The sequence below is a fragment of the Pseudomonas sp. TWR1-1-4 genome, from assembly GCF_049897165.1.
Classification (GTDB): domain Bacteria; phylum Pseudomonadota; class Gammaproteobacteria; order Pseudomonadales; family Pseudomonadaceae; genus Aquipseudomonas; species Aquipseudomonas canadensis.
This window is the reverse complement of sequence record NZ_JAFCVS010000002.1, coordinates 272552-285338: the sequence shown is the minus strand read 5'-3', so window position 1 is coordinate 285338 and position 12787 is coordinate 272552. Positions and strand designations below refer to the sequence as shown.

Below are 12787 nucleotides of genomic sequence, written 5' to 3'. Positions count from 1 at the left end.
CTTGCGTATTACTCTTTGACGTCCATGAACTCTTCAGCCCAGGCCACGTAGTTTTCAGGCAAGGTATAGGTGTGCGTCAACTCGGTAGCACTGAGGTTATCGGTGCTGTGGGTCAACCGGCGCTGTGCACGCAGGCTGTCATAGGTCGCCTTGATCGCGGCAAAGTAGGCGCCATGGCCGGCAACCACCACACGTACACCGAGGCTGGCCAGACGCTTGGCGTCATTGAGCTTAGGATTGCCATACGTCACCAGCATCAGCGGCACGGTCAGGTTCTCGGCGATCTTCTCCAGGTGCTCGAAGTCAGCCACACCCACCATGCAAATCCCATCGGCACCGGCTTTCTGATACGCCAGGGTGCGCTCGATCACAGCCTCGGTCGGCAACACACCGGCGTTGGTGCGGGCAATGATCGACAACTCTGGATCAACACGGGCTTCCAGCGCCGCGCGGACCTTGCCGATGCCTTCTTCAATGGAAATCAGGTCGGTGGACTTGCGCCCGAATTGCGCGGGCAGCAACGTGTCTTCAATGGTCAACGCGGCCACACCGGCACGCTCAAGCTCTTCGACAGTGCGCATCACGTTCAGCGCGTTACCGTAGCCATGGTCGGCATCGGCGATGAACGGCAACTGGGCAACACGGCCAATACGGGTGGCTTGCTCAACGAACTCACTCAGGGTGATCAACGCGAAATCGGGCGCGGCCAGTACCTGCAACGAAGCAACGGAGCCACCGAGGATGCCGACTTCGAAACCCAGGTCAGCGGCAATACGCGCGGACATCGGGTCAAAGACGGACGCGGTTTCAACGCAGGTTGGGGTAGCAAGCAATTCACGGAATTTGCGGCGCAGGGCTGAGTGAGAAATCTTTGGCATGGGCTTTCCTGGTTCTGGTCATCGTCTTGTGACGATCAATGTCTATTCGTGGTGGAGCGAGATTAACATGCAGAAGAGCGGGGGATGATGACGTTTCAGCATTAGGGTTATGGAGAGGCGGGAATGGCTCCAGAGCAAAAATGGGGTTAGCATTCCGCTTCACTCGGCTTAAACAGCCTGTTTTTCAGATCAGGGTCGTATCGTGGAAAAGCTAAAACGCCTTCAAAGTGGAATCGAAGGGCTAGACGCTCTGCTCAAGGGTGGGCTGGTAGCAGGCGCTTCATACATCATCCAAGGGCGCCCAGGGTCTGGAAAAACGATCCTTGCCAACCAGCTTGGGTTCCATCATGCGAACAATGGAGGAAGGGTTCTGGTCGCCACGCTGCTGGCCGAATCACACGACCGACTTTTTCAATTCCTTTCGACTCTGAGCTTCTTCGACGCCTCCAAGGTTGGCGCCGAAATCCAATTTGTCAGTGCGTTTGACACGTTGGAAAACGACGGACTGGACGAGGTGGTGAAACTGCTGCGGCGCGAGATAAGCCGTCAAAAAGCCACAGTGATGGTAGTAGACGGCTTGCTCAATGCGCGCTCCAAAGCAGATTCGCACATCGATACCAAGAAGTTCATTTCCGAGTTGCAAGGGCACGCCGCTTTCGCAGGTTGCACAGTGCTGTTTCTCACCAGTTCCCGTCTGGACGACGGCAGCCCTGAGCACACCATGGTTGATGGGGTGATTGAAATGGGCGAGGAGCTGTTCGGCACTCGGTCAGTGCGTCGAATTCAGCTTCGTAAAACTCGCGGCAGCTCAGCAATGACCGGTCTTCACGAGTGTGAAATTACCGAAAATGGCTTGGTGGTTTACCCGCGACTCGAAAGTCTCTACAGCCACCCGTCGTCTCCCGACAGCGCCGACATGACCCGTATCGCCAGTGGGATTGAATCACTGGACGACATCCTAGGCGGGGGGCTGCACAGTTCCAGCGTGACTCTAGTAATCGGCCCTTCCGGTATTGGTAAAACCACCCTTGGCCTCAAATTTCTGGCTGAGTCGACTGTGGAAGCACCGGGCCTGCATTTTGGCTTCTACGAAAGCCCGGAACGGTTGCGACTCAAAGGCCAATCACTCGGTATCGATATAAAGGGCATGGAAGGCAGCGGCGCCTTGAGCATTGCCTGGCAGCCTACTACTGAGGGGTTGCTGGATGGGTTGGGCACACGGCTACTGGGTCTCGTAGAAGAGAAGGGCATCAAGCGCGTGTTTCTCGATAGCCTTAGCGGTATGACGCGAGTCTCGACGAATCCCGCACGGATTACTGACTTCTTCAGTGCACTGATGAACGAGCTGCGATCCAGGGGCGTTACGGTATTTGCCTCCTGGGAAATGCGCGATCTATTTGGTTCAGAGGTCAGCGCACCAAACTCTGACCTGTCTAGCATCGTCGACAACCTGATGCTGATGCGGTTTTCTGAGAATCACTCTGAACTAAGCCGGACGCTATCCATTCTTAAGGTAAGAGACAGCTCTTACGATCCCTCACGATTTGAGGTCATCATCCGTGATTATGATGTTTTCCTGAAAAAGGCTTCAAGACATGAACCATCGGTCCCCGCTGAGTCATCGCCCGGTTCAATTTCTTAAGCTTTTGTGTGGGTTGAATTAACATGACCACCATCCTGGTCGTCGACGACGAGTATTTGATCGCTGACATCCTTAGCTTCGCGCTGGAGGATGAGGGGTACATGGTCGTAACGGCGAGCAATGGTCGAAAAGGACTTGAGGTTCTCGATAGAGAACGGCCTGCTTTGATCATTACCGACTATATGATGCCGGTCATGGACGGCGAGGAATTCGCCACCGCCATTCGAGCGCTGCCTTCGGCAAATCAATTGCCGATCATCTTGATAAGCGGTGCTCAGGCGCATATCGGAATAGAGAGATCGGATCTTTTTGATGCTGTATTGGCCAAACCCTTCAACATCGACTTGATCATCGCCGAAGTCAAAAAGCTCCTGGCAGCTGATTAGTCAGCTGCTGGAGCAGGGTCAGCTTTTGCTGCGCCGGCAACGCTCCGAGCAGTAACGCACTTCATCCCAGCAGCGTGCCCATTTCTTCCTCCACGTGAAGGGAAGTCCACAGGTCACGCAGGTTTTTACGGGAAGCTCACTCTTTTTCACAGATATAACTACCGGCTGGGTCGATCACTCAATCACGTCGACAAGAAGAGGCGTGGTTATCATTATCCTGATCATTGTGTGACAAATGAATATTCCGTTTTTTGTTTCCCTGGATGGGCCCAAAGGCACCGGCAAAACTACGCTGTTGGAGGCCGTAACGGCAACGCTGAGGGCGCATAACAAGAAAGTCATCCGACTTTGCGAGAGAAAAAGCGATCCCTACAGAAGGGAAACGATGGCCCTGGTTAACGAACTTGCCAGAAATCCCTCGCGGGATCTGGAATGGGCTGTGTGCGAGCGTTTTGCCGAGAGTCGCAGCTGGATATCCCGGAACGTACTGACTCAGCAGCCGTTGGACAGCATTATCCTGATTGATCGCTGGTATCCGTCCGATGCTGCGTTTCGACACACCATCTTGTTTGCAGAGATTCTCCAGTTGAACCGGGAGCGGGACGTGCGAGTGCCGGATGTGCATGTCGGCGTTGTCACCGCGCCGGATATTTCGTGGGCAAGGGCAGCTGCACGGTCGCGAGGATTGGGCGGTACGGTAATCCAGAAGTATGCAGAGCATGTTGCATGCACAGAGATGTTCGAGCAGGCGGTTGCGGATCATGGCTGGGTGATGTGCCGGAATGAAGGTGCGATCGAAGACGCAGTGAAGCAGGTGGTTGCTGAGATCTACAAAGTCGCTGGGTGACACGCATAGCGTAATATATCATTTAACATAATATACATTATGCGTAATATCATAATGCGCAATCAGGGGCAGTGCCCATCACATTTCAACAGGCAAAACCCCTATCTCACTCAAACCTGAGCAAAGCCACCATCGACAAACATCTCACTGCCGGTCATGAAGCTGCTTTCATCCGATGCCAGGAACAACGCTGCCGCCGCAACTTCCTCAGGCTTGCCAATACGGTTCAATGGAACCTGCGCGGTCATGTCGTCAATGATTGCGTCTTTCTGTCCAGTACCTGAAAGCGCCAGGTCCAGACCCGGTGTCGAGATCGGCCCTGGTGAGAGTACGTTGACACGAATGCCTGTACCTTTGAGATCCAGCGCCCAGCTCCTGGCAAAGTTACGCAGCGCCGCTTTTGTTGCGCTGTACACACTGAACGCCGGTGTGCCCATGGTGCCTGTGGTCGAACCCGTGAGGATCACCGAGCTGCCGGCGCTCATCAGTGGCAAGGCTTTTTGTACGGTGAACAGCGTGCCTTTGACGTTGATGCCGAAGGTACGGTCAAACGATTCCTCGGTGATCGAGCCGATCGGTTGGAAATCCCCCAGGCCTGCGTTTGCGAACAGCACGTCGACCCGGCCTTTTGCTGCTTTGACCTGGGTGAACACGCGATCAAGGTCGTCCAGTTTTGAAATGTCGCCTTGTATGGCGATAGCTTGAGGACCAATCAGTTGCAGCGCCTTGTCCAGTTCCTCTTGTCGACGTCCTACAATGACGACGTGTGCGCCTTCCGCCGCAAAGCGAATGGCGGTTGCCAGGCCGATGCCGCTGTTGCCGCCGGTAATGACTGCGATTTTTCCGATGAGCCTGCTCATGGTGAACTCCGATGAATAAGGTTGAGGCCCAACTGTAGATCTGAGCTATTCTTTTGAATAGTATGCACCTTTAAGTAAGTACCCTATGCGGAGTCCTCTGGATCATGGCCAACAACTCATTCAATTGCGGGCTCGAGGCCGCCCTGGCGGTGATTGGCGGTAAATGGAAGCCGCTGGTGCTGTTCAACTTGGCGCAAAATGTTCATCGATATGGGGAATTAAGGCGCGCGATTGGCGGCGTGACCGATAAGGTGCTGATCCAGCAGCTCAAGGAATTGGAGCGTGATGAGATCATTTTCCGGGTGGATTTCCAGGAAATACCGCCCAAGGTCGAGTACTCGCTGACACCATTCGGGCGATCCTTGGCAACTGCGTTGGGCGCGCTGTGCCAATGGGGCACGGAACATATGCAAACCGTTGAGCGTATCGCCGAGCGGCGTATGGCCACCCTCTCCCAGTCTTGAGCCCCCTGCCCTGAGATCCAACTCAACTAAATGACTATTTAGTTGAGTTAAATCAATGAGTTACATTTGAAATCGATCAACCGACTGTGACAGCTTTCCTGCTAGGTTGGACAGTTCATCGGTGGTCGACGCTGTCTGCTCGATCACTCGGCTATTGCTCTGCGACATCCCCGCAATCATCTCCACTTGGTGCGCAATTTCATTGCTGGCCAGGCTCTGCTCGCCGATGGTCCGAGAGATATCGTTGACCATTTCCGTGGTGTTCAACGTCGCTTGGAGAATCTCGCGAATTGCCCGCTCCACTTCGGCGGTTACCGCCATGCCTTTGTCCACCTGAGCAACGCCCTCCTCCATGCTGGTCACCGCTTCCCGGGTGTTCTGCTGGATACGCCCGACCATGGCGGCAATTTCCTGGGTCGATGCGCTGGTGCGTCCGGCAAGGTTGCGCACTTCATCAGCAACCACAGCAAATCCACGCCCCTGCTCACCGGCACGGGCAGCCTCAATCGCGGCATTCAGGGCCAGCAAGTTAGTCTGGTCAGCGATCCCCTTGATCACTTGGATAATGCTGAAAATGGCCTCGGACTCCTTGTCCAGCGTGCGAATCACTTGGGCGGATTGCTGTGCGGAACGAGCGATGCCGTCCATGTCACTGACCACCTGATGAATCACCCGGCCGCCGTCCTTGGCCAAGGTTTGCGCCTGGTTGGCCATGTCCAGTGCGCGTCCGGCGTGCCGGGTGATTTCCTCGATACTCGCGGTCATCTCACTCGCAGCAGCGGCCATGGTGCTGGCGGCGGCGCTCTGTTGCTGGCTGCTGCCAGCCACTTCATGGCAGCCGCGGCTCAGTTGCTCGCTCATGCCATTGACGCCATGGGCGTTGCTGCGCACCACTTCAATCATGCCGCGCAGGTCCTTTTGCATGGTGGCGAGGCTGCGGATCAAGGCGCTGGCTTCATCCTTGCGCCGGGGCTCGACGATAGGTTCACTCAAGTTGCCACGCGCGATGCTGGCGGCAATGCGGCTGGCCGCCTGTAGGGGGCCCATGATGCTGAGGATCACCCAGCGCCCCTGGGCCAGCAGCAGTAAAAGACTGGCGATCAACACCGCGCCCAGCGTGAAGTTGGCGTTGCTGATGGCCTGTCGCGTACCGACGCTGGTCTGCTGGGTATTGGTTTCGATCAACTCGCTCAGGCTCGCCATTTGATCTTCCAACTGGCTGAACGCGGCATTGAATGTGCCCAGTTCCCCGCGCGCGGCCTCAGGGTTATCCAATGCCAGGGCGACGATGCGTTCGCCGGTGGCGATGTAGTTATCCAGGCTGGGTTTGATTTTTTCCAGGCTTGCCTTGAGCGAATCGTCCAGCGGCAGCTTGAGGTTGTCTGCCAACACTTGCCGAAAGTGTTCGGCGTGCTCTTTTAGAGAACTATCGACGTCGGCCTTGCTGCTGGTGCTTTTACCCAGGCCCACCAGCATCGCCGATAACACATCGGCGCGCAGGGCGTCGTGCATCATGTCGGCTTCCATGTGGTTGCGCAGCACCGTCATGCTCACTTCGTTGTCCTGCACGGCAGTGCCCATCCGGGTGTTTCCCAGGTAGCCGGCCAGGCTCATGATCAAGGCAGTGAGCAATCCGGTCGCTATCAACAGCATCAAGCGCAGTTTGATCGTCATGCTGGTATCCCCGTGCCTGGTCAGCCGGTTGAGAACCCAACCGTAGAAGCCCCGCTGCTCATGTTATCGGCCATCCATACTGTTTATTGAAGCCTAAGTTTGCGGATCTGCGCAGATCCCTTAAGCTGGCCGACCTTTGTTTGCTCCGCCCGGAATTGCCCATGTCTCGAAGTATCGCCCGCCTGGCCCTGCTGCTGGGCTTGATCACCGCCGTCGGCCCCTTCGCCATCGACATTTATCTGCCGGCCTTGCCGACCCTGGGCGCGAGCCTGCACGCCTCGCCGGCGTTGGTGCAGATGAGCCTCACGGTGTTTTTTGTCATCGTCGGCGTGTGCCAGTTGTTCTACGGCCCGATCAGTGATGTGTTCGGGCGCAAGCCGCCGATTTATGCCGGCCTGGTGATTTTTGCCGTGGCCAGTGTCGGTTGCGCATTGGCGCCTAACATTGAATCACTGATCGCCTTTCGGGCCCTGCAGGCGTTCGGTGCGTGCGCGGGCATGGTGATTCCACGGGCCATCGTGCGTGACCTGTACACCGGGCATGAAGCCGCGAAACTCATGGCGTTGCTGATGCTGGTGATGAGTGTCTCTCCGATTCTTGCGCCGCTCGCCGGTAGCCTGGTGATTTCGCTGTGGAGTTGGCGCGAAGTGTTTGCTGTGCTGGCGGTGCTCGCAGTGGCGTGCCTGGTGATGACCATCGTACAACTGCCGGAAACTCACCCGGCCGAACGGCGCTTGGGCAAGACTCTGGGCAACGCCTTCAGCAGCTACGGTGCGTTGCTGCGTGACCCGGTATTTATCGGTTTGTCGGTGGTGTGCGGGTTCGGCTTGGCGACGTTTTTCGTGTTTATCGGCAGCGCGCCATTCGTGTACATCGAGCATTACGGCCTGACACCCACGCAGTTCAGCCTGGGGTTTGCCGTGAACGCTGCGTCGTTCTTCGCCATGAGCCAACTCACTGCACGCCTCAGCGCACGCTTTGGCCTGGCGCCGCTGATTCGTTGGTCGGTGGTGGCCGTGGCGGCGGTTATGGCGGTGCTGGCGGTCACGACGCTGTGGGTCGACAGCCTGACCTTGATGATGACGTTGCTGTTTATCGGCTTCGGTTTTCTCGGTTTGCTGTTACCGGCGGCGGGCGTCTTGTCGCTGGAGGACCACGGCGCGGTAGCCGGCTCTGCGTCAGCCTTGCTCGGGGCGATCCAGATGATCACGGCGGCCGTGTCCATGACGGTGATCGGTGTGTTCGCGGATCACACGCCAGCGCCGATGCTGGTTGGCATTGCGTTGTGCGCCATCGCCGCAATGCTCACCACGCTGTGGACCTTGCGCCGCCTGCCGGCTCACTTGGCCAGCGCACCGCCCTCCTCCTGATCGCTGCCCATCCCGGCCAAATACGCCCAGGGATAAATCCCGCGCTGGTGACCATCGCTGAACACCAGTTGTACGCCATAACCCTGAGGGTGTATCTGCACCACCCTCACCGCTTCCGACACCAACGGCTGGCTGCCCCGCAACCGCAACGCCTGGCATTGGGAGCACGGGCATTCGCGGCGCAGGCGTGCGTGGTTAATCCACTGCGCGCCTTCCATCCACTCCAGGCGCAGTCGACCGTCGCGGCCTTTGCCAATGGCGTGCGGCGCGGCGGTCATTGCAGTTGCGCCAAGGCAATCCGCACGGCCTTGCGCACTTCCGGATCGCCATCGTCGGCGGCATCGCGCAAGGCCGTCAGTGCTTGACGATCACCCAGCTCACCCAGTGCCAGAGCGGCTTCCTTGCGCAGGTTGCTGATGCTATGGCCCAGGGTCTGGACCAAGGCGTCCAGTGCGGGTAAATACCGTAACCGGCCCAGGCTGCGAGTCGCACGCAGACGAACCTGCCAATACTCATCGGCCAGCGCGCCGACCAGCGCATCCCCGGCATTGCGGCTACCGACTTTGCCCAAGGTGGTCGCGGCTTCCTCGCGCACTTGCCACGCCGGGTCCAGCAACGCTTGGTGCAACGCCGGTAAGACCAGGTCATCACTCGCCAAGCCGAGTGCGCCGGTAGCCGCGCGGCGGACTTCGGTGTCGGGATCGCTGCTGGCCAAGGCGGCCAACGCCTCAAGCGCAGGTAGATGTTTGAGCCAACCCAGCACACCCACCGCTTCACGGCGGACACCCGCATCAGCATCCATCAACGCCAGCAAGGCCGCCGGCGCAGCGGCTTCCAGGCGCAGTTCGCGCAGAGCACGGAAGATGGCGGTGCGCACGCTGGCATCGGTGTGTCCGGTCCAGGGCAATAGCACCCTGCCCGCCTCGATGGTCTTCAATACGCTCAGGCTTTGCGCCGCGGCGTCGCGCACGGAGTACTCGGTATCTGTGAGGGCTTCACACAAGGCCTGTACCACTTCGCCGTCTTCCCAGGCTTCGAGCAAGGTCGCGGCCTGGGCGCGCACTTCTATGCTGGGGTCGTTGCGCAGGCTGTCCACCAGCCATTCCAAACCGTCGGGGTCTTCAAGATCAGCCAGGTCGATCAGGGCAATGCGGCGCATGCCGGCGTCCGAGGCTTGCAGACGTGGGCGCAGGGCTTCTATTTCCAGGTTATAGGTCATATGGCAAATCGCGGTGTTGAATGATCGGTGGGCAACCCGAGCGGGTTCAGCCGTGGCAACTGGCGGCCATCCTCATGATGCAGCAGTGCCAAGCAATGACGCTTGAGGAGAGTGAATTCGGGGGTGGTCATCAGTTCGGTGTGGCGCGGGCGCGGAAAGTCCAGCTGAAAATCCTCGATGATGCGACCCGGCCGTGGGCTCATCACCAGGATGCGATCGGCCAGGAACAGCGCCTCATCGATATCGTGGGTGACAAACACCACAGTGGTGCGGATGCGCGTCCAGATATCCAGCAACAAGGCCTGCATCTTCATGCGGGTCAGCGCATCCAGTGCGCCAAACGGCTCATCCATCAGCAACAGGCGTGGTCGATTGACCAGCACACGGGCGATTTCCACACGCTGCTGCATGCCGCCGGAAAGCTGGTTCGGCCAACGCTCGGCGAAGCCTTCCAGCCCGACCAACGCCAAGATCTCATCCGCCGCCGCCAGCCGTTCAGTCTTGCTCACGCCGCGCATTTTCAAGCCGAACGCGACGTTCTCACGCACGGTGCGCCACGGGAATAACGTGTGCTGCTGAAACACCATGCCGCGCTGCTGGGACGGACCGACCACCGCCTGCCCATCCATCTGCAAGCTGCCCTGATTAGGCACCAGATGTCCGGCCAACGCGCCGAGCAAGGTCGACTTGCCACAGCCCGACGGCCCCAGGATGCACACAAATTGCCCCGGCTCGATGTCGCAGTCCAACGCCTTGACTGCCTCGAATGCCTGATCACGCTCGCCGAGCACAATGGACAATCCGCTGATTGCTATACGTCCTTCCATCAGGCTTTACCTCCCGGGCGATGCCAAGGGGTGAATACCGTGCCCAGGCGCTTGACCAGCCAACTGCTGCCCATGCCCAGCACGCCGATCAACAACATGCCGACCACAATGTCGGCATAGTTCTGGATGGTGTACGACTCCCAGGTGTAATAGCCGATGCCGAACTGCCCGGAGATCATCTCCGCCGTCACCAGGCAGAACCACGACGTGCCCATGCCGATGGCCAGGCCGGTGATGATGCTCGGCGCGGCCCCCGGCACAATCACCTCCAGCAGGATCGCGCCGCGCCCTGCCCCCAGGCTGCGCGCCGAAGCGATCAGCCGGGGGTCGACACCTTCGACGCCATGCACGGTGTTGAGCAGGATCGGAAACAGCGCGCCGGTGAAGGTGATGAACACCATGGACAGCTCTGACGACGGAAACATCAGGATTGCCAAAGGTATCCAGGCCACCGCCGGAATCGGGCGGATCACTTCCAGGGGCGGTAGCAGCACATCTTCAGCCCATTTCGAGCGGCCGATGGCGATGCCCAGGCCAACGCCCACCAGCACCGCCGCCAGGTAGCCTTCAAACACCCGGGTCAGGCTGGCACTCAGGTGCTGAGCCAGCTTGCCCGAATCCACCAGGCCCAGCGCCGCCTCGACCACGGCGCCCGGCGTGGGCACGTTGGCAAAGGTCACCAGCCACAGGTTCCAGTGATGGCTGGCAGCGAGTTGCCAGAACAGCAGGCACACCAGCAATGAGGCCGCGCGCGGCAGCCAGCGATAGGTCGACATATCAGCGACCGACCACGGCCTGGGCGCCGGCGCTGGTGAAATCGAACACCTGGCCGCCCTGGGCATCCGCGAATTGCTGGGCCTGGCCCTTGAGCAGGAATGCACTCAATTTGCCCTGGCGATCACTGGCGAACCAGGCCTGGTTGGCGAGCAGCTTGATGCCGCTGTCTTCGGCCTGGGCGTAGACCGCACGCACGTCCTTGCCGTCCTTCTTCAAACGGGCCAACGCACTGAAGGCTGATTCAGCCGACGCGTAGTCACGCACCTTGGGCTCGCCTTTCACCCAGATCTGCGCCACGTGTTTCCAGTCGGTGATCGGCTTGCCGGTCAACGCGTCGTTGGCTTTGAGCGGGCTCTGGGCGTAGTTGCCCAGCTGTGCCTGATAGTCCAGGCCGGACGCTTTGAAGGCGGCGCGCAGGTACTGGTCGTCGATAAAGGTATTGAGGTCCAGGCCACGGTCGGCTTTTTTCAGCAGCTTGAGGGTGTCGATGGCGGTGCCGACGGCCTGGCGGTATTCCGGCTTCCAGCTCAGGTCACGGGTTTGCACGCCCAGCGGGCCATGGAACAGGTAGTTGACCTCAGCCTCGACGCCGGTAACTTTCTCGATCAGCTCGCTGTATTTCTCAGGCTCTGCCGTCAGCAGCTGATTGGCTTCGATACTGGCTCGCAGGTAAGCAACTACCACTTCAGGGTACTGGCGGGCGTAGCTTTCATCCACCAGGGCGCCGTGGAAGGTGGGCGTGTTGGACTGCGACCCGTCGTAGATCTTGCGGGCGAACCCACGGTTGGGAAACAGCTCGGCAAACGGCACGAAGTCGGCATGCGCGTCGATCTTATTGGCCTGCAACGCCGATCCGGCCACTTCAGGCGCCTGGGCGATGATGTTCACGTCCTTGAGCGGGTCCCAGCCTTGCGCAGCGACCGCACGCAGCAACATGCCGTGGGCGGTGGAGGCGAACGGTACGGAAATGGTCATGCCTTTCAAGTCCGCCAAGGACTGCGCGCTGGACTCGATAGGCACCACGATGCCATTGCCACTGCCCTTGATATTGCCCGACAGCACACTGATAAACAGGCTGTGCTTGCCCGCGCCCTCGAACGCCACGCCGTTGAATGCGCCGGGGAAGTCCGCCATGGCGCCGAAGTCCAGCTTGCCGGCCACCATTTCATTGGTCAACGGTGCGCCACTGGTGAAATTCTTCCACTGGATATCGTAGGTGGCATCCTTGTACTTGCCATCGTGGGGCAAGTACTTGTCCAACAGCCCCAACTCCCGGATCAGCAAGCCGCCGGCGGCGCAGTTGATAGTGGTGTCCTGGGTGCCGATGGCCACCCGGATGGTTTCAGCCTGTACCGACAGGCTGATGGAAGCCAGCACCAGGCTGGTGAAGGTTGCGCGCAAGAACATTGGGTGTATCCCCTCGAATCATGGTTATAGGATCGTCTCCGCCGTGATCAGGCACGGTGGGAAACGAGGGGTATGGCAGTGGCGTCCGGTGATGGCGGATAGCTTGGAGTCGTAACGCTCAGCGCAGCAGGTACGGGATCTCGACCTTGACTGCGCCTGTGGGGCAATCCTTTTCGCAGGGCATGCAGTACCAGCATTCGTCGAACGCCATGTACGCTTTCTGCGTCGCGGGATTGATCGCCAACAGGTCCATCGGGCACACGTCGACACACACCGTGCAGCCTTTTTCGGCGATGCACTTGTCTTCGTCTATCGTCACCGGCGCGTTGGAACGAAAGAATATTTCCTGGGGTTGGTAGGCCATTTCACGGTGTCCTTAGCACTTTGTGGTTGTGCTGATTGTTTTGGTGAGCGGGCTTCTGTGGTGAGCGGGGCA

The 12787-nt window shown here is 58.9% G+C and carries 15 protein-coding genes and 1 pseudogene; 5 read left to right on the top strand and 11 right to left on the bottom strand.

Annotation, left to right across the window (positions count from 1 at the left end):
• Positions 1-8: 8 nt before the first annotated feature.
• A complete protein-coding gene (locus ACP7C6_RS06050) occupies positions 9-878 on the bottom strand; it encodes an isocitrate lyase/PEP mutase family protein (RefSeq protein ID WP_426108416.1) in 870 nt (289 codons plus the stop codon).
• A gap of 202 nt (positions 879-1080) precedes the next feature.
• On the opposite strand from ACP7C6_RS06050, the gene ACP7C6_RS06045 reads away from it, so the two are divergent.
• Positions 1081-2520, top strand: a complete 1440-nt coding sequence (locus ACP7C6_RS06045) for an ATPase domain-containing protein (RefSeq protein ID WP_323985848.1) — start codon at positions 1081-1083, stop codon at positions 2518-2520.
• A gap of 23 nt (positions 2521-2543) precedes the next feature.
• Positions 2544-2906 (top strand): response regulator, encoded by a 363-nt coding sequence (locus ACP7C6_RS06040; protein WP_028616151.1) that lies wholly within the window; start codon positions 2544-2546, stop codon positions 2904-2906.
• Between the two features lie 18 nt (positions 2907-2924).
• On the opposite strand, the gene ACP7C6_RS06035 is transcribed toward ACP7C6_RS06040, so the two are convergent.
• On the bottom strand, positions 2925-3056 hold the full coding sequence (locus ACP7C6_RS06035) for a DUF2256 domain-containing protein (RefSeq protein ID WP_078048468.1): 132 nt from the start codon (positions 3054-3056) through the stop codon (positions 2925-2927).
• Positions 3057-3141: 85 nt separating this feature from the next.
• On the opposite strand from ACP7C6_RS06035, the gene ACP7C6_RS06030 reads away from it, so the two are divergent.
• On the top strand, positions 3142-3753 hold the full coding sequence (locus tag ACP7C6_RS06030) for a dTMP kinase (protein ID WP_426108415.1): 612 nt from the start codon (positions 3142-3144) through the stop codon (positions 3751-3753).
• Positions 3754-3863: 110 nt separating this feature from the next.
• Here the strand turns inward: ACP7C6_RS06030 and ACP7C6_RS06025 are convergent, their stop codons facing one another.
• A complete protein-coding gene (locus ACP7C6_RS06025) occupies positions 3864-4613 on the bottom strand; it encodes an SDR family NAD(P)-dependent oxidoreductase (RefSeq protein ID WP_426108414.1) in 750 nt (249 codons plus the stop codon).
• A 104-nt stretch (positions 4614-4717) separates the two neighbouring features.
• On the opposite strand from ACP7C6_RS06025, the gene ACP7C6_RS06020 reads away from it, so the two are divergent.
• On the top strand, positions 4718-5077 hold the full coding sequence (locus ACP7C6_RS06020) for a winged helix-turn-helix transcriptional regulator (RefSeq protein WP_122685067.1): 360 nt from the start codon (positions 4718-4720) through the stop codon (positions 5075-5077).
• A 60-nt stretch (positions 5078-5137) separates the two neighbouring features.
• Here ACP7C6_RS06020 and ACP7C6_RS06015 read toward each other — a convergent pair whose 3' ends face one another.
• Positions 5138-5863, bottom strand: coding sequence for a methyl-accepting chemotaxis protein (locus tag ACP7C6_RS06015; protein ID WP_426108602.1), 726 nt, complete (start codon positions 5861-5863; stop codon positions 5138-5140).
• A gap of 132 nt (positions 5864-5995) precedes the next feature.
• Positions 5996-6751: pseudogene (locus tag ACP7C6_RS06010) on the bottom strand (MCP four helix bundle domain-containing protein); the annotation flags it as partial.
• Between the two features lie 161 nt (positions 6752-6912).
• Between ACP7C6_RS06010 and ACP7C6_RS06005 the strand changes: the two are divergent.
• Complete coding sequence (locus tag ACP7C6_RS06005) at positions 6913-8121, top strand: multidrug effflux MFS transporter (protein WP_122685063.1); 1209 nt, start codon at positions 6913-6915, stop codon at positions 8119-8121.
• On the opposite strand, the gene ACP7C6_RS06000 is transcribed toward ACP7C6_RS06005, so the two are convergent.
• The 6 genes from ACP7C6_RS06000 to ACP7C6_RS05975 all read right to left on the bottom strand — a co-directional run bounded on the left by ACP7C6_RS06000 (position 8091) and on the right by ACP7C6_RS05975 (position 12715).
• A complete protein-coding gene (locus ACP7C6_RS06000; protein ID WP_068933156.1) occupies positions 8091-8399 on the bottom strand; it encodes a DUF971 domain-containing protein in 309 nt (102 codons plus the stop codon). The two genes, ACP7C6_RS06005 and ACP7C6_RS06000, sit on opposite strands and share 31 nt — an antisense overlap.
• Positions 8396-9340, bottom strand: coding sequence for a HEAT repeat domain-containing protein (locus tag ACP7C6_RS05995; protein ID WP_068933155.1), 945 nt, complete (start codon positions 9338-9340; stop codon positions 8396-8398). Before ACP7C6_RS05995 ends, ACP7C6_RS06000 begins: the two co-directional genes overlap by 4 nt.
• Entirely contained in the window at positions 9337-10167 is an 831-nt protein-coding gene (locus ACP7C6_RS05990; RefSeq protein ID WP_426108413.1) for an ABC transporter ATP-binding protein, read from the bottom strand. Before ACP7C6_RS05990 ends, ACP7C6_RS05995 begins: the two co-directional genes overlap by 4 nt.
• Complete coding sequence (locus ACP7C6_RS05985; protein WP_426108412.1) at positions 10167-10943, bottom strand: ABC transporter permease; 777 nt, start codon at positions 10941-10943, stop codon at positions 10167-10169. The genes ACP7C6_RS05990 and ACP7C6_RS05985 overlap by 1 nt, the downstream gene beginning before the upstream one ends.
• 1 nt (position 10944) lies before the next feature.
• Positions 10945-12351, bottom strand: coding sequence for an ABC transporter substrate-binding protein (locus tag ACP7C6_RS05980; protein WP_426108411.1), 1407 nt, complete (start codon positions 12349-12351; stop codon positions 10945-10947).
• A gap of 118 nt (positions 12352-12469) precedes the next feature.
• The gene (locus ACP7C6_RS05975) at positions 12470-12715 is read right to left on the bottom strand and encodes a 4Fe-4S dicluster domain-containing protein (protein ID WP_028616162.1); all 246 of its coding nucleotides are present in this window, start codon (positions 12713-12715) and stop codon (positions 12470-12472) included.
• Positions 12716-12787: the final 72 nt, after the last annotated feature.

What these genes read in the sequence shown, in the direction of transcription:
- ACP7C6_RS06050 (WP_426108416.1), bottom strand. Translation starts at nt 878, where the DNA reads ATGCCAAAGATTTCTCACTCAGCCCTGCGCCGCAAATTCCGTGAATTG.
- ACP7C6_RS06040 (WP_028616151.1), top strand. Translation starts at nt 2,544, where the DNA reads ATGACCACCATCCTGGTCGTCGACGACGAGTATTTGATCGCTGACATC.
- ACP7C6_RS06030 (WP_426108415.1), top strand. Translation starts at nt 3,142, where the DNA reads ATGAATATTCCGTTTTTTGTTTCCCTGGATGGGCCCAAAGGCACCGGC.
- ACP7C6_RS06025 (WP_426108414.1), bottom strand. Translation starts at nt 4,613, where the DNA reads ATGAGCAGGCTCATCGGAAAAATCGCAGTCATTACCGGCGGCAACAGC.
- ACP7C6_RS06020 (WP_122685067.1), top strand. Translation starts at nt 4,718, where the DNA reads ATGGCCAACAACTCATTCAATTGCGGGCTCGAGGCCGCCCTGGCGGTG.
- ACP7C6_RS06015 (WP_426108602.1), bottom strand. Translation starts at nt 5,863, where the DNA reads ATGGCCGCTGCTGCGAGTGAGATGACCGCGAGTATCGAGGAAATCACC.
- ACP7C6_RS06005 (WP_122685063.1), top strand. Translation starts at nt 6,913, where the DNA reads ATGTCTCGAAGTATCGCCCGCCTGGCCCTGCTGCTGGGCTTGATCACC.
- ACP7C6_RS06000 (WP_068933156.1), bottom strand. Translation starts at nt 8,399, where the DNA reads ATGACCGCCGCGCCGCACGCCATTGGCAAAGGCCGCGACGGTCGACTG.
- ACP7C6_RS05995 (WP_068933155.1), bottom strand. Translation starts at nt 9,340, where the DNA reads ATGACCTATAACCTGGAAATAGAAGCCCTGCGCCCACGTCTGCAAGCC.
- ACP7C6_RS05990 (WP_426108413.1), bottom strand. Translation starts at nt 10,167, where the DNA reads ATGGAAGGACGTATAGCAATCAGCGGATTGTCCATTGTGCTCGGCGAG.
- ACP7C6_RS05985 (WP_426108412.1), bottom strand. Translation starts at nt 10,943, where the DNA reads ATGTCGACCTATCGCTGGCTGCCGCGCGCGGCCTCATTGCTGGTGTGC.
- ACP7C6_RS05980 (WP_426108411.1), bottom strand. Translation starts at nt 12,351, where the DNA reads ATGTTCTTGCGCGCAACCTTCACCAGCCTGGTGCTGGCTTCCATCAGC.
- ACP7C6_RS05975 (WP_028616162.1), bottom strand. Translation starts at nt 12,715, where the DNA reads ATGGCCTACCAACCCCAGGAAATATTCTTTCGTTCCAACGCGCCGGTG.